Raw genomic sequence first — 25202 nt, forward strand, 5'->3', positions numbered from 1 at the left:
ACAACTGATAAATCAATTGCAATTTTCGAGTGTCTCCATTTGTTTAATGACAAATAACTACTGGTTTATTGCTAATTATCTAAAGCTCTATGATTGTAAGTCTTTGCCACATAAGACTTAAATGTCGTAAGGTCATACCGGTATCTTGGTTCATTGTCTTAATATGAAAATCCCACCCATCAAAATAACCACCACTAGGGGTCTGTATGTTGCGAATTGTCGATGAAGCCTTAACCTTTGATGACGTCTTGTTGTTACCAGCCTATTCTGAAGTCCTGCCAAAAACTGCCAATCTGTCTACTCGTTTGACCAAAAATATCACTCTGAATCTGCCGCTAATTTCTGCTGCTATGGATACTGTGACTGAGTCAGAGATGGCTATTACTATGGCACAGCTGGGCGGCATGGGTATTTTGCATAAGAGTATGGATATCGTTAAACAAGCCATGCAAGTACGCCGCGTCAAAAAGTTTGAAGCAGGTACGGTCGTTGATCCTATTACGGTACATCCAGAGATGACGATCGGTAACTTATTACAGCTAACTCAAGATAATAATATTTCAGGTGTGCCTGTAGTAGAGAAGGGTACAGATAAAGTCGTTGGTATCGTTACCCATCGTGATTGGCGCTTTGAGACCAATTTATCGTTACCAGTTAGCCATATCATGACGCCAAAAGAGCAGTTAGTCACCGTTCATGAAGGCGAAAGTAACGAAAATATCAAAAAATTGCTGCATGAGCACCGTATTGAAAAAGTCATCGTCATTGATGATGATTTCCGTCTGCGCGGCCTGATTACAGTTAATGACTTTGCCAAAGCTGAAAACAACCCTAATGCTTGTAAAGATGAGCATGGTCGTCTGCGTGTTGGCGCTGCTGTTGGTACGGGTGCAGATACACAAGCGCGCGTTGAGGCTTTGATTGAGGCTGACGTGGATATTATTGTAGTCGATACAGCTCATGGTCACTCAAAGGGTGTCATTGATAAAGTCTCTTGGATTAAGAAAAAACACCCAAATGTGCAAGTTATTGGTGGTAACATTGCGACAGGCGACGCTGCTAAAGCCTTACGTGATGCGGGTGCTGATGCGGTAAAAGTCGGTATTGGCCCTGGGTCTATTTGTACCACGCGTATTGTCGCTGGTATTGGTGTACCACAAATCTCCGCTATCGATAATGTTGCCAGTGCATTGAAAGACAGCATTCCATTGATTGCAGATGGCGGTATTCGCTATTCAGGCGATATAGCAAAAGCAATCGCTGCTGGTGCGTCATGCATCATGGTAGGTTCGCTCATGGCTGGTACTGAAGAAGCACCGGGTGAAGTTGAATTGTTCCAAGGTCGTTACTATAAAGCCTACCGCGGTATGGGTAGCTTAGGCGCGATGTCAGGTTCGAACGGTTCATCAGACCGCTACTTCCAAGATGCCAAAGATGGTGTAGAAAAACTCGTACCAGAAGGTATCGAAGGTCGCGTTCCTTATAAAGGACCAGTTGCTGGTATTGTTAACCAATTGGTTGGCGGTTTGCGCTCATCAATGGGCTATACCGGTTGTGCTACTATCGAAGATATGCGTAGCAAACCACAGTTTATCAAAGTCACATCAGCAGGCATGAAAGAATCTCATGTCCATGATGTACAAATTACCAAAGAAGCACCGAACTATCGTGTGGACTAAACGAAAGCGTTAACTAAATTATCGCTTTAAATATTCATTCTTTGATATATAATGTCTTTAAGATACAAACAGTCAACAATGCTCGTGTGTTGTTGGCTTTTTTTATAAACGATGCAGTAGATAGACTGTGATGTCTGATGGCATTATCTAGTCTTTTACTTTTAGCACCTAGCATAAGGATATAATCATAATGAGCTATTTTGGCACCGATGGTATACGTGGAAAATTTGGTCAACTACCTATTACCCCCGATTTTATTTTAAAACTAGGTTATGTAACGGGGCGAGTGCTCATAGAAAATAATGATAATTCTAATCGCAAACCGAGTGTCGTAATTGGTAAAGATACACGCCTATCAGGCTATGTAATTGAAGGAGCGTTGCAGGCAGGTTTTAATGCCGCAGGGGTAGATGTTCATATGCTTGGCCCATTACCGACACCAGCTATTGCACATATTACTCGTAGTTTCCATGCAGATGCTGGCGTTGTTATTTCAGCTTCGCATAACCCTTATTATGATAACGGTATCAAATTATTCTCAGGTAATGGCAAAAAGCTGACCGATGAGATGCAAAATGCCATTAATGATAAGTTACAAGCGATGATGAATGCATCTCATAGTGATAATGATTTACTCATGCCTATTGTAGATCCAGCGCAGTTGGGTAAGCATACTAGAATTGATGATGCTATAGGTCGCTACATTGAATTCTGTAAAGGTAGCTTTCCTTATCAGTATGATTTAGGCCATCTGACGGTAGTAGTAGATTGCGCGAATGGTGCAGGCTATAGTGTAGCGCCAAGAGTCATGCGTGAGCTTGGTGCTACGGTAATTGCTATCAATAATAAACCTGATGGTATTAATATTAATGCTAACTGTGGTTCGACGCATCCCGAAGGTCTGCAAAAGGCTGTATTAGAGCACAATGCAGATGTTGGTATTGCTTTAGATGGTGATGGCGACCGTATCGTGATGGTTGATGAGAAAGGCGAGCTGGTCGATGGTGATGGCATCTTATATGTACTTGCTACCCAAGGTCAGACGCGTGCTGAAGGGGTGGTTGGTACGCTCATGAGTAATATGGGTTTAGAGCTGGCACTACAAAACGAAGGCATTGAATTTACCCGTGCAAAAGTTGGCGATCGTTATGTGATGCAAGAGCTTGAAGCCAATGACTGGATACTAGGCGGAGAGCCATCGGGACATATTTTATGTTTAGATAAGAGCCGTACTGGGGATGCTATCATTGCAAGCTTGCAAGTACTTGCAGTTATGCAATCACAAGGTAAAGCGTTAAGTGAGTTGACGGAAGGCTTTGAAATTTTACCGCAAAAGCTTGTCAATGTCCGTTTGAATCAAATGCAGGACCCTTACGAGTATGAGGAATTGGTGACAGCTTTTGATAAAGCACAGACTACTTTAGAAGGTCGTGGTCGTTTGCTTATCCGTCAATCAGGCACAGAACCGATGATTCGAGTTATGGTCGAGTCAGATGACGAAATTGAATGTGATGTAATGGCCAATGATTTAGCCAACCACATTAAAACCGTATTGGGCTAATGGTGTTTGATATGATAATAATATTAAAATAAGGAAACACAATGAGCATGGACTTTACTGATCAGCGTTTATCATATGAAAAAGGTAGTCTTGATCAGCAGTCGGTACCAGCATCACCGTTTGAGCTGTTAAAAGGCTGGATGAGTGAGGCGATAGAGCAGCAAGTGCAAGAGCCGTATGCTATGAGCTTAGCGACTTGCGGCGCGGACAATAAGCCTAGTGTCCGTATCGTTCTTATGCGCGAAATCACTGAGAATGGCGTAGTATTTTATACTAACTACGAAAGCGCTAAAGGTCAGGATATCGCAGAAAATCCAAATGCTGAGGTACTGTTCTTTTGGCATGAGCTTGAGCGTCAAATTCGCATTAGTGGCAGCATTGCTAAAATAAATGCTGATAAATCTGCAGCTTATTTTCAAAAGCGTCCACATGATAGTCAAGTAGGCGCGTGGGTCAGTCAACCACAAAGCGGTGAAGTGGCTAATCGCGAAGTAATGGAGCAAACCTTTACCGAGCTGCAAGCTGATTACCCAGAGAATTCACAAGTACCAACGCCGGAGTTTTGGGGTGGTTATGAGATTACCATTAATGAGATTGAGTTTTGGCAAGGGCGCGCTAGTCGCATGCATGATCGTATTGTCTATACTCGTGATAGCAGTAATGTGAATAAAGATGATGCTAGCTGGTCTACCAAGCGCTTATTGCCATAAGCTTCTCATTCTTTATTGCAAATAAAAAGGAGCCCAATTTAATTGGACTCCTTTTTTTAGTTATCATTATTTATAGTGGCTAAAATGACAAACAAGACATTTATGTTTGTCTAGATTCATCATACTCGGCTTCAAGGCGCATAGCGTTTTGATAGCTCTCAATGCCAGCAAGCTGCAATGCATATTGCTTAATGTTAGGATAATCTTCAAGCTTTTGACGCTTAGCAAGAATAATTAAATCAAACGAAAGCATAAAGTCGGCACCACTCAGTTTATCACCTACAATAAACGACTTATTTTCGACTGATTTATCCAGATATTTGAACAATCTGGTTTTTTCTGTCTCGATATAACCGTTTAAAAACGCATTGTCATCAATGCCTGCTTTACTAGTAAACAGTTCAAGCATTAATGGCAACATGAGTGAGCTTTCTGCAAAATCAATCCATTGCAGATAATAGCCATAATCTGAGCTATCTGTTGCAGGACGCAGACGATCTGGCGCAAATCGTTCAATCAACAACTCAGTAATAGCACCTGACTCAGCATAGATTTGTCCATCCATCTCGATAACCGGAGACTTACCGAGTGGATGTACCGCCTTTAGTGAATCTGGTGCTAAATGAGTCTTGGCATCGCGTTGATGACTGACAACTTCATAAGGCACACCCAGCTCTTCTAATAGCCAAAGCGTACGTAGCGAGCGCGATTGATTAAGATGATGTAAGCGAATCATAATATTGGCCTTTTTTGATTGGTCTGTTGTGTTAGTCATCGATCGAATGCTATTAGCCTTTAAGCTTAGCAATCAAACGTTTAGCAGCTTCTTCTGATGAGGCTGGATTCTGACCAGTAATCAACAAACCGTCTTCGACCACAAACGACTCCCAATCAGCGGCTTTTTCATAGTTACCGCCATTAGCTATCAGCGCATCTTCTACCAAGAATGGCACCACATCGGTAAGGCCAACTGCTTCTTCTTCTGTGTTAGTAAAGCCAGTAACGGTCTTACCTTTTACTAAGTATTCACCGTCAATCTTAACGTTTTTGAGTGCTGCAGGAGAATGACAAACAAAGGCAACAGGCTTGTCTTGCTTCACAAAAGTCTCAATCAAATTGATAGAGTTTTCATCGACTGCCAAATCCCATAATGGACCATGACCACCAGGATAGAATACTGAATCAAAATCTTCCGCTTTCATATCAGCAAGTTTTTTGGTATTGGCAAGATGCTTTTGAGCATCGCTGTCTTCTTTAAAACGCTTGGTATCTTTCGTTTGCGCATCTTCAGTATCGCTACTAGGATCAAGTGGTGGCTGACCACCAGCAGGAGAGGCGAGGGTCACATTGACGCCAGCATCAAGAAAAGCATAGTAAGGGGCTGCAAATTCTTCTAGCCAAAAGCCAGTTTTTTTACCAGTATCGCCTAATTTGTCGTGTGAAGTTAGTACCATTAAAATATTCATATTTGTCCTTTTTTATTAAAGTGATTTTTAAATTATTGATTGTTAGCAGTCATGCTTAATTCATAATACCTAGTAAATATTGGCATTAACGATGACTGCTAGCCGTATTCATGTAACAGTATTCATTGTAAAGATGTCATTTTCAGTAGTTGTCTTAACAAATTATGTTGTTAAGTCGTTATTTAACTGTCCAGTGAGCATCGGTTATTTAACAAGAATTATTTAACGTCAGCTACTTTAATGACTGTTTTACCGAAGTTATCGCCATTTAGCATACGAACAAAGGCATTTGGTGCATCGTCTAAACCTTCAGCGATGGATTCTTTAGTTTTCACATCACCTGACTCTACCCATTTGCTCATGGTTTTTAGGAACTCTGGGAAATGATCACCATACTCTTCAAAGATGATAAAGCCTTTGATGGTTAGACGGTTGGCCAATACTTGACCCATTAGCATACCTAAACGATCTTTGCCATCAGGCAGTTCAGTCGCGTTGTATTGAGAGACCAGACCGCACACTGGGATACGTGCATGAGCATTTAATAATGGCATGACCGCGTCAAATACTTTACCGCCGACGTTTTCGTAATAGATATCGATACCATCTGGGCAAGCGGCTTTTAATTGTTCAGCGAAATCATCGGCTTTATGGTCAATACAGACATCAAAGCCAAGCTCATTCACTGCAAAGTCACATTTCTCTTTACCGCCTGCGATACCAACGGTGCGTACGCCATATTGATTACCAACTTGACCAACTGTTGCGCCAACGGGACCGGTTGCAGCAGCGACGACCAGCGTCTCCCCTTTTTTTGGTTTACCGATATCAGTCAACCCCATATAACCGGTAAAGCCAGGCATCCCCAATACGCCTAAACCATAAGAAGGATTTGGCATATCTTTATCGAGTTTCAGCACGCCTTCGCCATCACTGAGGCTATAATCCTGCCAGCCTGAATTTGATACCACCAAATCACCAACGGCAAACTTATCAAGATTAGATTCAACGACTTGAGCAACCGTTGCACCCATCATCACATCACCAACTTCTAACGGATCGGCATAGCTTTTTGCATCGCTCATACGTCCACGCATGTACGGGTCTAGTGATAAATAGACAGTACGTAATAGCATTTCGTTGTCATTTGGCGTTGGGATATCGCTGGTTGTCATGTCAAAGTTTTCAGCTTTTGGCGCGCCATGAGGGCGACTGGCCAATTTAATTTGACGGTTTATTTTTTGATTTTGTTGTTTATCAAAGCTCATTTTAATAATCCTTATTTTATTTATTGGTTTATAGTTTTAAAGTATGGTGTTAGGTTTTAAAGTTAGCAGCCACTCAACAGTGAATGGCTACTAATAATAAAAACAATACGCAAAGCTGCTGTTTTATATAAAGTTATTATTTTTATTGGCTTATATTCTCAGATTACAGCTTCTAAAAGACTTTACGACTATTAAGCCACACTGGTTAACGAACGTTCTAAGATACGACGTGATACTTCTAAGTCATTGTTACCGTGTTCGCCCAGTTTTACCATGTTATGCGCTTCAAGCTGCTTGATAATCGGGTCAATCGCTGACTCATCTAATTCAGCATCTGCTAAGCTGACTGGTAGGCCTAGGCTACGGAAGAAGTTCTCGGTCTTAACAATAGCAGTCTCGATGATGCTGTCGTCGTCTTGTTTTGTATCAGTATTGCTATCGATAGCCCAAACGTTACGGGCATATTGAAGTAACTTGTCTTTTTTGCTTTCTTTTAGCTCGCGCAGTACCGATGGCAATAGAATGGTAAGGGTGCGGGCATGGTCAATGCTATGTAATGATGTTAATTCATGACCAACCATGTGTGTCGTCCAATCTTGTGGTACACCAGTGCCAATCAAGCCGTTAAGCGCCATGGTAGCTGTCCACATAATATTCTTACGTGTCTCTAGGTTTTCTGGATCTACTTTAACCGCTGCGCCTTCCTCAATCAAAATCTTAAGTAAGCTCTCAGCAAAGGCATCTTGCACTTTCGCATTGACTGGATAAGTCAGGTATTGTTCCATCACATGGACAAAGGCATCAGCAACACCGTTCATTACTTGACGTTCAGGTAATGTCAGCGTCTTGGTTGGGTCTAGAATTGAGAATTTAGGGAAGACAAGTGGACTACGGAAAGGTAGTTTTGCTTGACGTTCACTATGGTTAACCACACCGCCGTTATTCATCTCAGAACCAGTCGCTGGAATAGTCAATACGGCACCCAAATCGATAGCAGTATCTATGTTTGCACAACCATTAAGAAGTGCATCCCATGCTTTTTCACGTGAGACAGTGCTGTCATCTTCGTTAAGTGAAGACACGAGCGCGACAAACTTACTACCATCAATGACTGAACCACCGCCAACTGCTAATAGAAAGTCAATGTTATGTTCATTAACCATATCAGCTGCTTTAAGCAGAGTATTGAATTCTGGGTTTGGCTCGATGCCGCCAAACTCAAAGACTTCGCGATTTCCGCTCGCTGATAACGCTTTTCTGACTTCGTCTAGAGTACCTGTGCGTTCAGCCGAGCCGCCACCATAAGTGATAAGTACTTTTGCATCATTAGGCACTAGATCTGATAGTTGTTCGATTTGGCCTTCGCCGAAGACGATACGTACTGGGTTGTAATATTGAAAGTTATTCATAAGGTTCCTGAAATTCATTTAGTATTGGTTGAGTGTATGGTTTGTAGAAGTTTATGGTTTGCAAAAACAGACTAGAAAATTATCTAATCCGTTTTTGCGTATGTGGGCATTGTACAGTAATTAGACCGGTCGTCTATAGGTTTTTACAAAACTCTCGTATATCTATCATTTATAAGAAACTGGATATGAAAATGAGAATGCAAAATCTTTGAGCAGAACTTAAAGTGCAAGCTTAGTAACCCATATGCTGTTAAGCGCTGCTTAGATCATCTTGAGAGTAAAGTAGTTAGGATGAAACTGATAGATAAAGAGGCTTGTCTAATATAGCTCATAGGCTAGACGTAATAGGTCTTGGAAATAGTTTTTACAAACTTAAAGCTAGATATAAAAGGGATACAGAGCAAAGAGCCGCTATTAGCGGCCCATCTCTGTAGTGGTCATCTGCCATACTTCGGCAAGTGGTGTATTGGTTTGACTAATTTTAGCAATCAAGCTAGCACCAAGCCATGCAAAGTACCAACGCTTCGCCACACTTTCTGCAGCGATATTATCGAGTTGTGGTACAGAGTTATCTGCCCAGCCAGCTTTGATTTGTTCGGCAAGCCAACTGATGGTTTGCTGGTAACCGGCGTAAAGTACTTTACGCATGGGCTCTGACATATCGGCAACCTCGGCGCTAAGCTTAACGACCAAACATTTTTCGTGATCACAGCCGTTTTGCTGAGTGTCATACCAGCTTTGAAAATAGTCATAAAGCTTTTGCTGCGCGCTAATATCTTGGGCGCCAATAGTCTCAAGGCGATTCTTATACTTGGTAAAGTAATGATTGATAATAGCTTCACCAAACGCTTCTTTCGAAGCAAAGTAATGATAGAAAGAACCTTTAGGGACGCCTGCCGTGTCTAGTATCTGCTTGATACCGACTGCAGTGAAGCCCTTCTGCGCAATCAGTTGGTAACCTATCGCTAGTAGGTGGGCCCTTGTATCTGATGGGGTGATATTCGATGGAGCAATATCTGAAGGTGCAATATTTGATGTTGTAGCAGTTTTAATAATAGACATAAGAGCTCTGTTCTCCTTAGAACAATGTTTTTTAGTTTTATAATTATATTAGTGTAAGAGTTTCAAACTAAGGCATCAGGTTATAACGCTTAAAAACATTGCGTAGTGCTGTGTAGTGCTATATTACATAAGTATAATTTTATAGAAGTTACGTTTTATCAACAATGTTTAACGCCGAAGCAGTCTTGTTTTATCTACCGTCTATGTTACCATTAGACCAGTCGTCTAGCAAGCTTGGTTTTTGACTTAATAGCTTTATCGTCTATATAAGGTATATAGTCTAGAATCTTGCTAGCGCTTTTTTATGATTTTCGCAAAATATTTTATAAAGAATAATTTTAATTAACATCACACTAATAATTATCACAACTAATTAAGGACAGTAGTTATGACAACCAATAATACTGATAGCAATAACAACGCCTATAGCGACTTTCATTTGCAGTATATTGCAGGTGAGTGGCAGAGCGGACAAGATGACAGCATTAATACTAATGTCAACCCATATAATGGCGACACGCTGGTCGAGATTAAACAGGCTACCAGTAAGCAGCTTGATGAAGCCTATCAGGCAGCAAATGCGGCACAAAAAGAATGGGCGCAAAAGACGCCAGCTGAACGCGCCAGTTTAATGTATAACGTCGTCAATGTCTTAGATCAGCGTCAAGACGAGATTGTCGATTGGCTCATCAAAGAGTCGGGCAGTACGCGTATCAAAGCAATGGTAGAGTTCGGTAGTGCGCGTGCGATTACGCTTGAGGCCGCAAGCTTTCCTAACCGCGTCCATGGTGAGATTCGTGCATCGAATACACCTGGCAAAGAAAACTTCGTCTACCGTGAGCCAATCGGTGTCGTAGCCGTCATTAGCCCATGGAACTTTCCGCTACATCTTACCCAGCGTTCTATCGCGCCTGCATTAGCACTTGGTAATGCGGTTGTACTCAAGCCTGCAAGTGACACACCTATTACAGGTGGTTTACTGCTAGCAAAAGTATTCGAAGAAGCGGGTCTGCCAAAAGGATTACTCAACGTCGTCGTCGGTGCTGGTAGTGAGATTGGTGATGCCATCGTCACTCATGATATTCCAAGCTTTGTCTCATTTACTGGTTCAACCTCAGTGGGTAAACATATTGGCGAATTGGCCAATGGTGGCGACTACATCAAGCAAGTTGCGCTTGAGCTCGGCGGTAATAGCCCATTTGTGGTATTAAAAGACGCGGATATTGAGCAAGCGGTAAAAGCCGCAGCCTTTGGTAAGTTCCTGCATCAAGGTCAAATCTGTCTCGCTATCAACCGTATTATCGTTGAAGACGAGATTTATGATGATTTTGTTGAGCGATTCTTAGCTCATGTTAAAACCTTAAACGTCGGTGATCCGAACAAGCAAGATACGGCAGTCGGTCCAATCATTAATGAAAAACAAGTCAAATCACTGAAAGAAAAAATTGCTAAAGCACAGGAAGAAGGTGCAAAAATGATTTTGAGTGGTGAGATAAAAGGTCAGGTAGTACCACCGCATATCTTTACTGAAGTCACTCGTGAGATGGATTTGTCACGTAATGAGGTGTTCGGACCATTGGTCGGTATCATCCGTGCCAAAGATGAGGATGATGCGTTATCGATAGCCAATGACTCCATGTATGGTCTATCTAGTGCGGTATTTACAGCAGATATGCAAAAAGGTCTGCGCTTTGCGCGTGGTATCAGAGCAGGCATGACCCATATTAATGATATCTCAGTGAACGATGAGAGCAATATGCCATTTGGCGGCGAGAAAAACTCAGGTATTGGTCGCTTTAATGGTGAGTGGATACTGGAAGAGTTTACCAGAACGCATTGGATATCAATGCAAAACGAACCGCGTCAATATCCGTTCTAATTTAGCCGTTTTAATAATACTAAACTTAATTAACACATATGAAAAAGACCGCTTTTATAGCGGTCTTTTTTTGTGTGAGTATTGGTCGTTCTATCTAAGAATTTTCTATCTAAGGTTGTGCTATCGAGAATGAAAACCTAGCAAGGCTTCAATTTCTTCAATACTCATATTTCTAACAAGCGCTTGCTCTTCTACCGACAAACGATTGGTATGTTCTTTTATCATCGTATGGATGCTACGAGAGATCTCAGAGGTCGTTGCATAATACATTTGCGGCTGTTCTTTGGTAAGCGTCATCAAAAATTTATTGACGATTTTGCGCTTTTCTTCCGGTGCATTTTCTTCAGTCATAGTATTCTCCTAGAAGTGAACCATTTAAGCAGCGAAGGTCTTAACAGTCAATGAGGCGAGTGTAATGTAAAAGATGAAGGAGAGATAATGTTTACGGTTATCCATTGTATAGCTTATAACATTCATTTAAAATGAATTTTAATATCTATTTTCTAAAATTACCCTAAGAAGACGGTCATGCAATCTATCAACTTACCTAGCAAGCCACCAAGCTCTCCGCATCCTATTCTTAATTTGAGCTTTCGCATATTTTTTAGTGCATCGGCAGTATTTGCGGTGGTGATGATGGTGCTGTGGTCATTTGTATTTACTGGACATACTGATATCGATGCACAGGTTTTAAATCCGTTGTACTGGCACGGCCATGAGATGATTTATGGTTATGCCTTGGCAGTGGTCGCAGGATTCTTGCTGACAGCGGTAAAAACCTGGACAGGAGTAATGATGCCGCATGGCTATAAGTTGCTGGGTATCTTTAGCTGCTGGTTGCTGGCACGTATTAGCTGGTTCGCTTTTGGGCTTGGCATGACGATTGCGGGTAGTAGTATATCGTTGTTATATGCTGCCGCAGTATTTGATTTATTGTTCATCGGCTTAATGGCTTTTGTAATATTTCGAGCAGTATTGCAAGTAAAGCAGTATAAGCAGATGGGTATTTTAGCGAAGCTGGCGCTATTAACGTTGGGCAACGGATTGTGTTACTGGGGGATTATCAACGCAGACATGAGTACGACCAGAGTAGGTATCTACTTGGGTTTTTACTTAATTATCGGCTTGGTATTGACCATTGGCAGGCGCGTGGTGCCATTCTTTATTGAACGGGGTCTTAGCGTGACCAACGCTGAAGGCGTCAAAGAAACCGTCACCTTACGTAATAGCAAAGTGCAAGATATCGCCAGCCTAGTGTTCTTTTTAGCCTTTTTTATCGTGGATTTGTTTTACCCTAATAAGTACTTACTTACCGTTACCGCGCTTGGCGTGGCAGTGGTCAATATCGTGCGCCTAAAAGGTTGGTATCACCGCGGTATTTGGCAAAAACCATTGTTATGGTCACTATATATCGCGTTTTTAGGTATGTGTTTGAGCTTCTTGTTGTATGCGCTACAGCCATGGTTAGGGTACGCGCATAGTATTGCTATGCATGGGTTAGCGATTGCAGGTGTTGGGATGATGACGGTGGCGATGATGACGCGTGTATCACTTGGGCATACGGGACGCAGTATTCATCAGCCACCCAAGAGCGTGAATGTAATGTATATTTTGATGGTGCTGGTATTTGTTAGTCGGGTATTATTACCACTCGTTGATATGAGTCATTATCTATTATGGATTATGATTGCTCAAAGCGCATGGATTGCCTGCTTTGTGCTATTTTGCATGAGTTATCTGCCGATGCTCGCACGTCCTAGACCCGATGGTTTATTTGGGTAATGACTTATAGTTTATAGATTTTTGGTAATTAGGTTTGAATGGATAAATTTTTAAGTAATTTGAATTAAATAGGAGCGCAAATTTATGCGACTGACCAATTATAGTGATTATGCACTGCGCTCATTAATTTATTTAGCAGTGAAGCCAGAGCCAGAAACACTGGCAAATATCAGTGATATCGCTAGCAGCTATAATATATCCAAAAGTCATTTGACCAAGATTATTCATCAATTAGGTCAGCTTGGTTATATAGAAAGTGTGCGCGGTAAGAATGGTGGTATTCGGCTAGCTTATGCGCCTAAAGACATCAATTTGGGTGTATTGATTAAACAGATAGAGCCTGATTTTGACTTGGTCGAGTGCTTTGCCACGCCAGTCAGCAGTGATGATAGAAAGCCACGCTCGACAGGTTTGCCAATCACCCTTATCAATGAAGATGTCAATAAAACTGTAGGCTGTGTAATTATGCCAGTATGTCAACTTAAAGGCGTGTTTTTTGAAGCGTTAACGGCGTTTATTACCGTCCTTGAAAAATATACCTTGGCAGATATTATTAAAAATGAAGACGAGTTGAGTCAGTTTTTGTTCTCCCAAAAGATGTAAAAAGGCTCAACATCAGCGATATAGTAAATCCACTATATTGCTGGTTTTGAGCCTAGATTTTTATCATTCAAGTTTAGTAGTACTCAAACAATAGACTTTCTGAATACCCCCCTATGGCAGGATAGTTGTCACCCCTAAATATTAATCCAAATGGGGGGCACAAGGACCAATCATGCCAAGATATAGTAATGAACGTAAACAAGCCATACTCAGCAAACTGCAACCCCCATTAAACCTAAGCGTGGCTCAAGTATCAAGAGAGGAAGGCATCGGTCTTCAGACCCTGTATAATTGGCGCAATCACGCCAGAGAACAAGGTCAGCCCATGCCGACAAATAAACGTACTCCTGATAACTGGTCAAGCGAGACCAAACTTGCCACCGTCATCGAAACAGGCGGCTTATCCGAGACCGAGCTTAGCGAATACTGCCGTAGTAAAGGTCTCTATGTTGAGCAAATAAAAGCGTGGCGCACTGACGCTCTTAAGGGCTTTAGCAGCAGCAAACAACAGAGCCTTAAAGACAAGCGTCAACAGCAGACAGACCGCAAGCAGATTAAGCAACTCACCCGAGAGCTTGCTCGAAAAGAAAAAGCCTTGGCTGAGACCGCCGCCTTACTGGTGCTCAGAAAAAAGCTGGATGCGTTTTGGGAGACCGAACCCGAGGACGACTAACCTCACTCCCAGAGCGCATCCAATATATAGAATGGATACAAGACGCCACCCAAGCAGGCGCTAGGCTCAACCCTGCCTGTTGTGAGGTTGGCATCAGCGTGCGTACCTATCGGCGCTGGTATAAAGATTCTCAAGTGCAGCAAGATAAGCGTGCTGAAGCTATCCGCCCTGTACCGGCTAACAAGATGAGCGTAGCGGAACAAGCCGCCATTATAGCCGTCTGCAATCAGCCCCGCTTTGCCAGTCTACCGCCCACCCAAATCGTACCCACCTTACTTGATGAAGGCATATATCATGGCTCAGAGTCTACCTTTTACCGACTACTTAAGCAGCATAATCAGCTCAACCATCGAGGTCGTCGCTTAGCCCCTAGCGCATCAAAGGCACCACAAACCTTTACTGCGACCGCTCCAGGTCAGGTGCTGTGCTGGGACATCACTTATTTGCCAAGTCCCGTACGGGGGCAGTTCTATTACCTGTACATGATAGAGGATGTCTATAGCCGTAAGATTGTCGGTCAGGAGGTGTATGATTGTGAGTCAGGAGTATTAGCAGCTCAGCTGCTTGAGCGTACCCTCATCCGTGAAAAGGCGCTACATAGCGGTGTGGTATTACACTCAGACAATGGGGCACCGATGAAGGCGCAAACTATGAGGATGAAGGCCTATGAATTAGGCGTTGTGACGTCATATAGCAGACCGCGTGTGAGTAATGACAACCCCTTTGCAGAGTCTTTGTTTAAGACGTGCAAGTATCGTCCTAGTTGGCCCACCCAAGGCTTTAAAAGCTTAGAGGCGGCTCGTGACTGGGTGCTGAGCTTCACGCGCTGGTACAATAATGAGCACAAACACAGTCAGCTGAACTTTGTGACGCCGAGTCAGCGCCATACGGGTGAGGATAAGGAAATACTGGCAAAACGTAAGCTGACGATGCAGCAAGCTAAAGCTCAAAATCCAATACGTTGGGGCAGTCAAGAGGTGAGAGATTGCGAGCCTGTGGGTCCGACGACATTGAATCCTGCAAAAGAGCCAGAAAAGATGAGATTACAAGCTGCTTAATTGGGCTTGATGGTGACAACTAGCTTGAAAAACTCCGATACTACTAATACTTGTTATTGGCTATTAGTTGCTAAGCTGCTCTACCTTACGCGAGCCTTGTGGCTGAATAGGGCGGTTATTACCTTCGTACAGATCAGACATAATAGCAAACTGATCGCTAGCAAGGGTCAGAGGTTGCTTACTGACATACCATTGGACTTGTTCTGAACAAGGTGGTGTCGTTAGCGAGCCACTATAATGATAGAAAGTAGGCATTACAGGTGCTAAAGCAGACAAATCAACTTTATCGGCTGTGAATTCATCATCGTTTAAGGTAGTGATTTTAGTGCCGTTTAGCAATACGCGTAGCACATCATTGGCTTCACCAATTTGCAGCATAATACCCATTACAGCAAGATTGCCTTCACTATTGGCATGAACAAAATGAATTTCGCCTGGATAGTTCTGACTACCGAATTGATGCTCGCTTGGGGTATGGTAATGGAATTGCTTGAGCACATAGCGCTCATTGTCTAACTGAATTGTATTGTCTTCGGTCGTTGGTGTGTAGACGACAGTATGACCATTATCATGAATGCGGACATCGGTAGATTGGTTATAGTTAATGACAGGAGCGGCTGCACTACTGGCGGTAACGTTTGTAATATTGATAGGCGATTGCTGTTTGCCAATTTTGCAAGCGTTAGCACCTTCGACGTCACCCCAATATTCGGGGCCTGTATTGCCTACATATGACCATTTAGGATGATGGACGCTATTATTATCTTGCGCTGCCACTACGGTCGCATTGGCATCAGTAGGCTGATCTTTCAAAGCTTGCTGATTAGAGGTACAGGCAGAAAAACCTAGGGTGCTTACTGCCAAGATAGCAGTCGCTAAATAATGACGATTCATATTACAGTCCTTAATATGGTTAAAACGATAGTGTTATAGTTCGTTCAAAATAAAATCGATACGGCTTCTGTCAGCCTCGCGCGCAGATAAAACACATCACACTTTTATTTGATATGGACTATAGCTTGCACTTAGTTTATTTATATCAACATTATTATCAATTGGCTATAAAACAGATTTATTAAAATATGGTTAAATGAATAATTAATAAATTTAACACTATTCGTTAATAAGAATATATTTGTCAGAAGGGTTTATAACAGAACGGTATTTATTTAGCAAATTACGATTACAGAAAAATATTAATGTGTAATAAACAGTTTTTGGAAAATTTTAAGAGATTTTCTCTTTAAAAGATGAACTTACGCAGTTATTTCTCAGAGTAGTAAAATCAAAGAAGTCACCAAGATGGCAGCTTCTTTTCTAGCTTTATCTTTTAACTTTTAAAGAATTACGCTTTTTCAAGCTTAGGGCGCGCTTTTTCAATAGCTTTTAATAGTGCTTTTTCAAATCCACCAATTTCAAACTTAATCAAGCTTGAATGGGCAGCACAGAAGTTATGAGTTTCGCGCCATTGATGCGCAAGCTCGGTTGCCCAGTTGCAATACTGTTTACCTGCATCTGGCTCATCTTTAAGCGCTTGCTTGGTAGTAGGATGTAATAGTAGCTCAGGTAAGACTGCTTCAAGAAGCTTTGCCGGTGGACTCATAAAAGTATCGTCAACGTGTAAGCTTCTGCTAGCAGGATGATAAGCCAATAGCGAACCTGCATGAATTTTTTCATTAGGCGAGATATAGTAGACCCCCTGAGATAAGGAGAATTCAAGCTCCGGATAACGCTTGGCGACTGCATCGCTTTCGACCAAATCATCTGCCCATGGTATCTCAGGTATTTGTTCATGATGACGGCTACTGCCGTAAAATTCGGCTTGCGGAAAGTCTTTTGCCATTTGGACGCAATGCACCGTATGGAAAGGATGAAGATTTAACACGGCCTCTACATCTTGACCGTCATTGGTCAATGCCATGACTTTATCTCGGACATCATCCGTCAGCTTATAGCTATCTAAAAAAATAAACTTGCCTGACTCTAATTGCACGAGCGAGCATTGAGTGCCTATATCAAGCACCCCTCCCAATCGGAATGACCCGCGTATATTCCAAAATCCTGCCCCTAAATCATAAATTTTATCTGCCATTAGCAATATTCCTTAATAATGGATAATTTGTAAAAATAGTAAATTAAAAATTTGAATCGAAAAGTTGAGTAGTTAAAGCATACTATGCTTCAAGCTCAGGACGCGCTCTATCGATGGCAGAGAGCAGAGCTGCCTCAAATCTGCCTTCTTCAAACTCGACCAAACCTGAATGCGCGCCACAAAAATTGCGTACCTCACGCCACTTATGCGCCAGCTGAGTTGTCCAATCGCAATACTCTTTACCCGCATTAGGCTCATCTTTAAGTGCTTTTAAAGTTGTTGGGTGTAAGCCTAAGTCAGCTTGTACATTATTAATTAACTTCGAAGGTGGAATCTCAAAAGTATCATCAACATAGATGCTCAGACTGGCTGGATGGAATACCAGAAGTGAGCTGGCATGAACACTCTCATCAGGTGCGATGTAATAAATACCTTTGGGTAAAGAAAATTCAAGCTCAGGATAACGTTTAGCGACAGCGTCACTTTCAACCAAATCGTTACTCCATTGCACGTTAGGAGCCTGCTTGGGATGGCGACGGCTACCGTAAAAGGTCGCTTGCGGAAAGTCTTTTGCCATCTGCTCACAATGAACAGTATGAAAGGGATGAACGTTCAACACCGCTTCGACATCTTGACCGTCATTGGTTAGTGCCATTACTTGCTCGCGCACGTCATCCGTCAGAGTGTAGCTGTCTAAGAAAATAAAACGACCAGATGACAGTTTTACTAAGGCACATTGAACACCTATGTCTAGTATGCCATTTTTAATAAATGAGCCTCTGATACTCCAAAATCCTGACCCTAAGTCATAAATCTTATCTTCCATAGTTGTTATTTCCTGTTGATTAATACTTGATCAAATAGTTGTTTAAAACTGGAGACTATAACTGCTGTCACAGTTGTTTTTGAAAATTATGAACTGCGAATTTATTAAAGTCTGTTATAAAAGCGATGTGGAATGTATAGATAGTTTAAGCTGATGCTGATTGGGCAACTAAAACAGAACATAATACGGTTCTAACAATGGATAAGTGATTTCAATGAAAGGGCAATAATGTATCAAAACATTTAATAGGCAATGCTTGACAGTATGCATCTGTAATTGTTATAAAGCATCTACCTAAACGAATATAGTTAAACAAATGCCTATATCATCAGATTCAAATCTTAGAAAGATATATATTAGAGATTATAAGTCACCTCAAGCTGCTGTAGACTATGCTAAGTCCATCGGCGGCGCTCGGATTATATTCCCAAATGGAGATTATCCATGTAGTTTGGTGATTAATAGTCCCAATATCGAGCTGTTTAGTGACGGTAATACCATACTACGTGCCGCAGGCTCCTCTACTGTCGTTGATGTAAAGGCAGGTGGAATCAACTTTGTGTTGGACGGATTCGACGTACGTGGTCAAACATCACGTAATGAATCTAAATCTAACGTTAATGGTAACAAAAGCAATACTGATGCCTTGCACTGCATTCGTATTCAAGAACGTGGTGCTCGTCTACGCAATTTTAAAACAAGAGGGGCACGTTACGATGGAATCTATCTTAAATATAATGGACAGATAGATTTTGAGGCAGAGGACTTCTTATGCGATTCTACTGCCCGTAATCCGGTATCTATTATTGCAGGACAAGGTTTTAAATTTACACGTGGTAGAGTACGTTTAGATAATAACTTTACTGCGGGACAAGGTAAATTAAGAAGCGGTATATATTTATTTGATTGTGAGCCAAATACTACCAGCGATAGGTACCGAGATATTGTCTTTAAAGAGGTAGTTTTTGAAAATGCTGGTAAACGTTATGGCAATAACCAAGTTATATTTCAAGATACCAATATAGGCAATTCAAATGATTTGGGTGTGCACTTTGAAGACTGTGATTTTATTAAGTCTGGTACAGCTACTGGATCTGCCTATGTACGCCTTAAAGCTGATGGAAAATTGAAAGAGTTTAGTAATATTCACTTTGAAAGAACCTATCATCAAAACAGAGCCATGGCAATTGCTAGCGGTCGCGAGCTATTACTTAAAAATTCATCCTTTAACGATGTTGTTATTGATGATCGAAACCTAACATTTGCTATTAGATTATCTTCTGGCACGGTCGTTAACAATGTGCGCACAACAGCTGATAAATCATCGGCTAAATCTAAAGCCCCAACTGCCCGTACATCCTTAAATAAGCCCGTAAATTTGCTTTTAGATAAGAAAAGCAATGTAAAAGTTATCGATGTTCCAGGGTACTAAAATTATAGTTCTAATCAATATGAGCCGCCTTAAGCGGCTTTTTTTGTGTTTTAAGATAAGCAAGCTGTGCAGTGTTTTTTATCTCAAAAATTCGAATGTAGACCTGAATTCTTGAAATTATATTTAAAGAATTTCCCTTGTGCAACTAAAATTGTCATGCAATTTTTTGATAGTTCTCATAAGTCTTCTATACGGTAATAAAGGTTTTTTATCTGATTTTGGTGGCTTATCATAATCTGAAATACAATATAATCAATTTTATGCAAGATTGTCTTTATATAATTAATTTATTGCCTCAAAAATTATTTTTATGCACAATGAGGACTCTGTAACTGATTGAGCTATCCTTATGTACAAGAATATAGTAGAGCCAGTAGGTGGGTTGTGGCTAATAAGGTATGCCGATGTCAAGCCAGTAGCACCTTTATACGTCGTTAGCAGTATAGGTGGACGCCGAGAAACCATCAAGGAAGATGACTTTCGGCATAATATTTATCAAGACACGATGCGACCAGACGACACGCTTATCGCACATTTGCAGTTCCATCTGCGTCATGAAGTGGTGCATTTTGAGCTGCTGTACCGCGTGTTTCAAAAAGTAGGCGGCAGTGATATCCAGGCATGGGTCAATACTGAACCTACGGGACAATACGCGCGTCGCTGCGCCTTTTTATATGAGTGGCTGACAAACGATAAGCTCATGGTACCCAAAAACATTGGCGGCAATTATGCTAACGCCCTTGATGCAAAGAAGCTAGTCACCTCAGACCCAGCGCAGATCATAAAAAACACCCGTTGGCGTATCAATGATAATGTCGCAGGAACGCCTGATCTATGCCCTATGCTGGTCAAAACAGACAAATTCAATCACGCTATTGATATAAACATTAGTGATATGCTCAACGAGCTCAATCGTGAGTTTGGCGAAGACTTACTGATGCGCGCCTCAGTATGGATGACCCTTAGAGAGAGCCGCGCCAGCTTTGCTATAGAAGGTGAAGGCCAAGCAGTCAAACGCATTGAGCGTTTCGCCGATGTAATGGCAAGACGGACTGGGCAAGATGAGATACCGCTGACAGCAGAGTCGTTGGCCGAGCTACAACAACAGATATTGGGTGACAAGAGCATCATTGAGCACTACGGCGTCCGTCAGTCTCCAGTATTCGTTGGGCAAACCGAGATTCGCGGACTCAAAGAGGTGGTGCATTATATAGCCCCACCAGCTGATGATGTCATACCCAAGCTTGATGGGCTTATGGCATTTATGACCAAAACAGGTGCCCAGTCATCGGTGATGCGCAGTGCGGTCGCCTCGTTCGCTTTTATTTATATTCATCCCTTGGCAGATGGTAATGGTCGGGTGCATCGGTTTTTGATCAATGATATTTTGCGACGTGATGGCGTTATGAGCGAGCCTATTATCCTACCCATATCGCAAGCTATTGCCGAACATGCCTCAGACCGTCACGCTTATGACAACATACTTGATAATCTATCAAAGCCACTAATGCAAGCTCTACGAGGTCATTATAGCTTTAATGAAAATCCGATTCGTTATCTTGATGGTATTTATTCAAACTTAAATTTTACAGCGACGGAGATGGCGCAGCCTGTATGGCGATTCATGGATTTGACCCCGCATGTCCAGTATCTATCGAAGATTATTCATCATGTCATCGTGCATGATATGCACCAAGAGTCTTCTTATCTGAAGCAGCATGATCATGCTAGATCGCAGATAAAAGAAGTGATTGAGATGCCTAACGACTATGCGGATAGAATCATTCGTAGCGTCTTAAATAACAAAGGCGATAAGAGTAATAAATTGCTAAAAGAATTTACGTTCTTAGCAGATGATGACGTTTGGCAACAGATAAGAGACATTGTAGTGACTACATTTGTAGATGAAATTAATTCTTAAAAATGATGGTCTTCGCAAGGCTAAGAATTAGCATGCAATTTTTTAACGGTTCTCATAAGTCAGCTTTTGCATGACTCGGCAATGCGATAGGTAGTAGATATTGGCACGTTTGAACATTTACGTTGCTCCTGCCTAAGTACCAAACTCACATAACATTTTGCATCTTAAGCCCAACTTCCATTGTGATACCATTATGCCCTTGTCATCATGACTGTAAATTTAGGCTCTTATATTTATATATTTACAGCCTGTTCCTACCACCCACGCCGATATCACTCGCGTATAACATAGTCAGTAACTTTGTGAATCACACACCAGATAACGCCTCAATTAATAGCACGTCACAAGATAACGCAAATTCAACTATCTCTGCAAAATCATTGACTACCTATGCTCCTCAATCTAATTCACCTTCATGGGTTTTAAAGCTAACCATCGGCCTGATTGGTATGTTTGCTTTTTTGCAGGTGTATTCAATCCAAGCAGTCTTACCTGTACTGATGGTAGACTTTGCTGCAACCGAAGTACAAGCAGGCATGGTCGTTGGCGCGACAGTGATGGCGATTGCTATCATGTCACCATTTTTAGGAATGTTGTCCGATGCAGTAGGGCGCAAATCATTTATCGTCGGAGCGTTATTATTTTTAGCGATACCGACAGCGCTCATTGCGCAAAGTCCGAGTATTGGCTGGATGGGTCTGTGGCGCTTTATGCAGGGCTTGTCCGTGCCCGGTATTACCGTAGTGACAATTGCTTATATTGGTGAAGAGTTTGAGGGACGGGCAGTTACTGAACTGATGTCATTTTACGTTTCAGGTTCAGTACTTGGTGGCTTTTTAGGACGCTTTCTGCTTGGGCATTTGCATGAGCTTATCGGCTGGCGTTATGGTTATTATGTGATGGCGGCGATGACGCTGATAGGTGCAGTATGGGTAGGTAAAATGCTGCCAACCTCACGTTGTTTTGAAGCCAATCCAAACTTTCGATCCGCTATGCAGACGTTGGGCGAGCATCTGACGAACCGTTATGTGGTTACGGCTTGCTTGCTCGGTGCTTGCGTACTGTTTTCTTTGGTGGGCTGCTTTACCTTTATCAATTTACATCTGGCCAAGACTCCGTATGATCTAGGTACTGGACAACTTGCCAATATCTTTGCTGTGTATTTAATAGGCGTAGTCATTACCCCATTATCGACGACACTATTGCGCCGATTTGGCGCAGCGCGTACGGTACGAGTGGCCGTAATGGTATCGATGGTAGGGGTACTATTGACCCTAGTGACGCCATTATGGGGTGTGATTGTTGGGCTAGCGATCATGTCATCTGGGGTCTTTATCACCCAAGCTGCGACCATTAGTTATATTGCAGTCAACGTCAAAAAGGGGCGCTCATTGGCCTCTGGTTTATACTATATGGGCTATTACGCAGGCGGGACAATGGGTGCATGGCTATGCGGAATTGCCTATGCACGTGGGGCGTGGACGCTGACAGTATGGCTGTTGTTAATTGTGCAGGTTTTAGCGTTATTGGTAGCAAGTTTTGGCATGATTAAAACCAAAGCTCGTACTGCTTAAGTTAAGTCTCATACTATTCAAGATAAATATCAGCTAACACAATGTGGTAAGTAGTGGAATCATTATCCTCGAATGCTGAGTGTTGTCACGCTTACGTGCGCGCGCTTTACATAGGACTGGTTTTTTCTTACTATCAATAAGCACCCTGTTAAAAGGCAACTTATAGTCAATCTACTATAAAAGAGTTGCGGCGTTAACCTCGCTTATTAAAATAATGGCTTGCTTCTAAGTAAAAACAAAATTATTAAAAATTTAATTGCCTATGCCTTATTTATATTTATTCATAATTTACAAAAATGAGAATTCACAAAAACGACAAACAAGGAAGTCCGATACATGTCAAATATTTATAACAGCGCCCCGTCAGCCTACGAGTTTCCACTACTGATCAAACAACTATTAAACCGCGCCAAAACAGTATCATTAGATCAAGAAATTATTTATGCGGACAAAAAACGCTTAACTTATAAAGATTTATTTACCCGCATTAACCGTTTAGCCAATGTCTTAGCGGGCTTAAATCTCGATGCTGGGGATGTGGTAGCAGTGATGGATTGGGATAGTCATCGTTACCTTGAATCGTACTTTGCTGTGCCTATGTCGCAGTATATTTTGCAGACGGTCAATATTCGCCTGTCGCCTGAAAAGGTGCTTTACACTATTAATCATGCTAAGCCAAAAGTATTAATGCTGAACTCTGAGTTCGCAGCTTTGGTTAAAGATTATCAGTTTGAGAACTCAAGTATTGAGCATATTATTTGGCTTGATGATAATGGCATGACGGTTGAAGGCGTTTTTGGTGGTAACCAAGGTCGCGTTATCGGTGAGTATGAAGCGTTATTAGAAGCAGCTAACACGAACTTTGATTTTCCGGATTTTGATGAAAACACTATTGCCACAACCTTCTATACTTCAGGAACGACAGGTGATCCAAAAGGCGTGTTCTTTAGCCATCGCCAATTGGTGTTACATAGCTTAGCAGAAGCAGCGTCACTAGGTATGCTACCTAACAAACAAGGCGTCAGCTACGGTGATGTCTATATGCCGATGACCCCGATGTTTCATGTTCATGCATGGGGCTTTCCGTTTACGGCTACTATGATTGGCTTAAAACAAGTCTACCCAGGTCGCTACGCCCCTGATACTTTGCTGGATTTAATTATTAATGAAAAGGTAAGTATCACCCACTGCGTGCCAACGATATTGCAAATGGTGCTCAAAGAAGCACAAGATCGTGATGTCAGCTTTAATGGTTTAAAAATGATCATTGGTGGTTCAAGATTGACGGAAGGCTTGGCTAAATCGGCATTGGCACAAGATATTGAGGTGTATACAGGTTACGGAATGTCAGAAACCGCGCCATTGATTAGCTTAACTGACTTTAGTGTCGATGAGCCTGAGATGACTGAAGATGAAGATATTAGCCGTCGCTGTATGACAGGTAAGCCAGTATTGATGGTCGATGCGCAGGTCTGGAGCACAGATAATGAGTCGGTAGGCGTCGGTAAAGAGAACACTGGTGAGTTGGTACTGCGTGCCCCATGGTTGACCCAAAGCTATCTAAAAAATGATGATGCGGGTAAAGAGCTATGGGAAAACGGCTATATGCATACTCAAGATATTGCCTATATTAGACCTGACGGTTATATCAAAATTACCGATCGTCTCAAAGACGTTATCAAGTCTGGCGGCGAATGGATCTCATCATTAGAGATTGAGACTATTTTATCGTTGCATCCAGCGGTAGCGGACGTGTCAGTAATTGGTGTCCATGATAAACAGTGGGGTGAGCGCCCATTAGCACTAGTGGTACTAAAGCCAAATAAACAAGACACCAGCGCTGAAGATATTATTGCCATTGCAGAGCAGGCAGTCAGTAAAGGTATTATCCCCAAATATGGTGTACCAAGTGATTTTAAGTTTGTTGATGAGCTGCCTAAAACCTCTGTTGGCAAGCATGATAAAAAGGTAATGCGAGAGATGTATGCTAATCAGACGCAAGTGTAATTAATCTTCACTGTAATCATATTGCAGTTTATGTGCTAAACGGTTGACCTTTATTACTAGCTCTGCTACATTTTAAACCGATACATAACGTATCGGTTTTTTTATTCTAGCAGGGATAGCCAGAGCAACAATACTTAAGCTATTATATAAATTTGCTGTATTGTACTTATAATATATAAAGCGACTATTCAAACTTCATT

Annotated in this window: 20 protein-coding genes; 11 read left to right on the forward strand and 9 right to left on the reverse strand. The window is 41.9% G+C overall.

Annotated elements, in window-relative coordinates; genetic code table 11:
• Nucleotides 1-206 precede the first annotated feature (206 nt).
• From guaB to pdxH, 3 genes are all read left to right on the forward strand, one after another.
• Nucleotides 207-1679, forward strand: coding sequence for an IMP dehydrogenase (gene guaB, locus AK825_RS05720; RefSeq protein ID WP_068035301.1), 1473 nt, complete (start codon nt 207-209; stop codon nt 1677-1679).
• Between the two features lie 190 nt (nt 1680-1869).
• The gene (gene glmM, locus AK825_RS05725; RefSeq protein ID WP_068035304.1) at nt 1870-3240 is read left to right on the forward strand and encodes a phosphoglucosamine mutase; all 1371 of its coding nucleotides are present in this window, start codon (nt 1870-1872) and stop codon (nt 3238-3240) included.
• A gap of 47 nt (nt 3241-3287) precedes the next feature.
• On the forward strand, nt 3288-3950 hold the full coding sequence (gene pdxH / locus AK825_RS05730; protein WP_068039093.1) for a pyridoxamine 5'-phosphate oxidase: 663 nt from the start codon (nt 3288-3290) through the stop codon (nt 3948-3950).
• A 100-nt stretch (nt 3951-4050) separates the two neighbouring features.
• Here pdxH and AK825_RS05735 read toward each other — a convergent pair whose 3' ends face one another.
• The 5 genes from AK825_RS05735 to AK825_RS05755 form a co-directional block, all read right to left on the reverse strand.
• Nucleotides 4051-4686 (reverse strand): glutathione S-transferase, encoded by a 636-nt coding sequence (locus AK825_RS05735; protein WP_068035307.1) that lies wholly within the window; start codon nt 4684-4686, stop codon nt 4051-4053.
• 52 nt (nt 4687-4738) lie between these two features.
• Entirely contained in the window at nt 4739-5416 is a 678-nt protein-coding gene (locus AK825_RS05740) for a type 1 glutamine amidotransferase domain-containing protein (protein WP_068035309.1), read from the reverse strand.
• 218 nt (nt 5417-5634) lie between these two features.
• Nucleotides 5635-6684: an NADP-dependent oxidoreductase gene (locus AK825_RS05745; protein ID WP_068035311.1), complete on the reverse strand. Its 1050-nt coding sequence runs from the start codon at nt 6682-6684 to the stop codon at nt 5635-5637.
• Between the two features lie 191 nt (nt 6685-6875).
• Complete coding sequence (locus tag AK825_RS05750) at nt 6876-8093, reverse strand: iron-containing alcohol dehydrogenase (RefSeq protein ID WP_068035313.1); 1218 nt, start codon at nt 8091-8093, stop codon at nt 6876-6878.
• A 414-nt stretch (nt 8094-8507) separates the two neighbouring features.
• Nucleotides 8508-9155 carry a TetR/AcrR family transcriptional regulator gene (locus AK825_RS05755; protein ID WP_068035315.1) on the reverse strand — a complete coding sequence of 216 codons (648 nt, stop codon included), beginning with the start codon at nt 9153-9155 and terminating at the stop codon, nt 8508-8510.
• Between the two features lie 388 nt (nt 9156-9543).
• On the opposite strand from AK825_RS05755, the gene AK825_RS05760 reads away from it, so the two are divergent.
• Nucleotides 9544-11034, forward strand: a complete 1491-nt coding sequence (locus AK825_RS05760) for an aldehyde dehydrogenase family protein (protein ID WP_068035317.1) — start codon at nt 9544-9546, stop codon at nt 11032-11034.
• Between the two features lie 120 nt (nt 11035-11154).
• Here the strand turns inward: AK825_RS05760 and AK825_RS05765 are convergent, their stop codons facing one another.
• Nucleotides 11155-11385 carry a hypothetical protein gene (locus AK825_RS05765; RefSeq protein WP_068035319.1) on the reverse strand — a complete coding sequence of 77 codons (231 nt, stop codon included), beginning with the start codon at nt 11383-11385 and terminating at the stop codon, nt 11155-11157.
• A 177-nt stretch (nt 11386-11562) separates the two neighbouring features.
• On the opposite strand from AK825_RS05765, the gene AK825_RS05770 reads away from it, so the two are divergent.
• The 3 genes from AK825_RS05770 to AK825_RS05785 all read left to right on the forward strand — a co-directional run bounded on the left by AK825_RS05770 (nt 11563) and on the right by AK825_RS05785 (nt 15150).
• On the forward strand, nt 11563-12816 hold the full coding sequence (locus tag AK825_RS05770) for an NnrS family protein (protein ID WP_068035321.1): 1254 nt from the start codon (nt 11563-11565) through the stop codon (nt 12814-12816).
• An 84-nt stretch (nt 12817-12900) separates the two neighbouring features.
• Complete coding sequence (locus AK825_RS05775; protein WP_068035323.1) at nt 12901-13419, forward strand: Rrf2 family transcriptional regulator; 519 nt, start codon at nt 12901-12903, stop codon at nt 13417-13419.
• 172 nt (nt 13420-13591) lie between these two features.
• Nucleotides 13592-15150, forward strand: a protein-coding gene (locus AK825_RS05785; protein ID WP_149038738.1) for an IS3 family transposase whose coding sequence is annotated in 2 segments (ribosomal slippage) — nt 13592-14057 and nt 14057-15150 — 1560 coding nt in all. Because the reading frame shifts where the segments join, the coding sequence is not laid out codon by codon here.
• 63 nt (nt 15151-15213) lie between these two features.
• On the opposite strand, the gene AK825_RS05790 is transcribed toward AK825_RS05785, so the two are convergent.
• The 3 genes from AK825_RS05790 to AK825_RS05800 form a co-directional block, all read right to left on the reverse strand.
• Nucleotides 15214-16044: a carbonic anhydrase family protein gene (locus AK825_RS05790; RefSeq protein WP_068035325.1), complete on the reverse strand. Its 831-nt coding sequence runs from the start codon at nt 16042-16044 to the stop codon at nt 15214-15216.
• 451 nt (nt 16045-16495) lie between these two features.
• Nucleotides 16496-17242 carry a hypothetical protein gene (locus AK825_RS05795; protein ID WP_068035327.1) on the reverse strand — a complete coding sequence of 249 codons (747 nt, stop codon included), beginning with the start codon at nt 17240-17242 and terminating at the stop codon, nt 16496-16498.
• 82 nt (nt 17243-17324) lie between these two features.
• The gene (locus AK825_RS05800) at nt 17325-18068 is read right to left on the reverse strand and encodes a hypothetical protein (RefSeq protein WP_068035329.1); all 744 of its coding nucleotides are present in this window, start codon (nt 18066-18068) and stop codon (nt 17325-17327) included.
• A 316-nt stretch (nt 18069-18384) separates the two neighbouring features.
• Here AK825_RS05800 and AK825_RS05805 point away from each other — a divergent pair, with 316 nt between their 5' ends.
• The 4 genes from AK825_RS05805 (at nt 18385) to AK825_RS05820 (ending at nt 25002) form a co-directional block, all read left to right on the forward strand.
• Nucleotides 18385-19500, forward strand: a complete 1116-nt coding sequence (locus AK825_RS05805) for a hypothetical protein (protein ID WP_068035330.1) — start codon at nt 18385-18387, stop codon at nt 19498-19500.
• Between the two features lie 349 nt (nt 19501-19849).
• Nucleotides 19850-21421, forward strand: a complete 1572-nt coding sequence (locus AK825_RS05810; protein WP_068035332.1) for a Fic family protein — start codon at nt 19850-19852, stop codon at nt 21419-21421.
• Between the two features lie 380 nt (nt 21422-21801).
• Nucleotides 21802-22995, forward strand: coding sequence for an MFS transporter (locus AK825_RS05815; RefSeq protein ID WP_203226525.1), 1194 nt, complete (start codon nt 21802-21804; stop codon nt 22993-22995).
• Nucleotides 22996-23331: 336 nt separating this feature from the next.
• Nucleotides 23332-25002, forward strand: a complete 1671-nt coding sequence (locus AK825_RS05820) for a fatty acid--CoA ligase (RefSeq protein WP_068035334.1) — start codon at nt 23332-23334, stop codon at nt 25000-25002.
• The last annotated feature ends 200 nt before the right edge of the window (nt 25003-25202 follow it).

Source organism: Psychrobacter sp. P11G5 (assembly GCF_001593305.1).
Classification (GTDB): Bacteria; Pseudomonadota; Gammaproteobacteria; order Pseudomonadales; family Moraxellaceae; genus Psychrobacter.

What these genes read in the sequence shown, in the direction of transcription:
- AK825_RS05745 (WP_068035311.1), bottom strand. Translation starts at nt 6,684, where the DNA reads ATGAGCTTTGATAAACAACAAAATCAAAAAATAAACCGTCAAATTAAA.
- AK825_RS05795 (WP_068035327.1), bottom strand. Translation starts at nt 17,242, where the DNA reads ATGGCAGATAAAATTTATGATTTAGGGGCAGGATTTTGGAATATACGC.
- AK825_RS05805 (WP_068035330.1), top strand. Translation starts at nt 18,385, where the DNA reads ATGCCTATATCATCAGATTCAAATCTTAGAAAGATATATATTAGAGAT.
- glmM (WP_068035304.1), top strand. Translation starts at nt 1,870, where the DNA reads ATGAGCTATTTTGGCACCGATGGTATACGTGGAAAATTTGGTCAACTA.
- guaB (WP_068035301.1), top strand. Translation starts at nt 207, where the DNA reads ATGTTGCGAATTGTCGATGAAGCCTTAACCTTTGATGACGTCTTGTTG.
- AK825_RS05790 (WP_068035325.1), bottom strand. Translation starts at nt 16,044, where the DNA reads ATGAATCGTCATTATTTAGCGACTGCTATCTTGGCAGTAAGCACCCTA.
- AK825_RS05765 (WP_068035319.1), bottom strand. Translation starts at nt 11,385, where the DNA reads ATGACTGAAGAAAATGCACCGGAAGAAAAGCGCAAAATCGTCAATAAA.
- AK825_RS05755 (WP_068035315.1), bottom strand. Translation starts at nt 9,155, where the DNA reads ATGTCTATTATTAAAACTGCTACAACATCAAATATTGCACCTTCAGAT.
- AK825_RS05775 (WP_068035323.1), top strand. Translation starts at nt 12,901, where the DNA reads ATGCGACTGACCAATTATAGTGATTATGCACTGCGCTCATTAATTTAT.
- AK825_RS05735 (WP_068035307.1), bottom strand. Translation starts at nt 4,686, where the DNA reads ATGATTCGCTTACATCATCTTAATCAATCGCGCTCGCTACGTACGCTT.
- AK825_RS05770 (WP_068035321.1), top strand. Translation starts at nt 11,563, where the DNA reads ATGCAATCTATCAACTTACCTAGCAAGCCACCAAGCTCTCCGCATCCT.
- pdxH (WP_068039093.1), top strand. Translation starts at nt 3,288, where the DNA reads ATGGACTTTACTGATCAGCGTTTATCATATGAAAAAGGTAGTCTTGAT.
- AK825_RS05810 (WP_068035332.1), top strand. Translation starts at nt 19,850, where the DNA reads ATGTACAAGAATATAGTAGAGCCAGTAGGTGGGTTGTGGCTAATAAGG.
- AK825_RS05740 (WP_068035309.1), bottom strand. Translation starts at nt 5,416, where the DNA reads ATGAATATTTTAATGGTACTAACTTCACACGACAAATTAGGCGATACT.
- AK825_RS05800 (WP_068035329.1), bottom strand. Translation starts at nt 18,068, where the DNA reads ATGGAAGATAAGATTTATGACTTAGGGTCAGGATTTTGGAGTATCAGA.
- AK825_RS05750 (WP_068035313.1), bottom strand. Translation starts at nt 8,093, where the DNA reads ATGAATAACTTTCAATATTACAACCCAGTACGTATCGTCTTCGGCGAA.
- AK825_RS05820 (WP_068035334.1), top strand. Translation starts at nt 23,332, where the DNA reads ATGTCAAATATTTATAACAGCGCCCCGTCAGCCTACGAGTTTCCACTA.
- AK825_RS05760 (WP_068035317.1), top strand. Translation starts at nt 9,544, where the DNA reads ATGACAACCAATAATACTGATAGCAATAACAACGCCTATAGCGACTTT.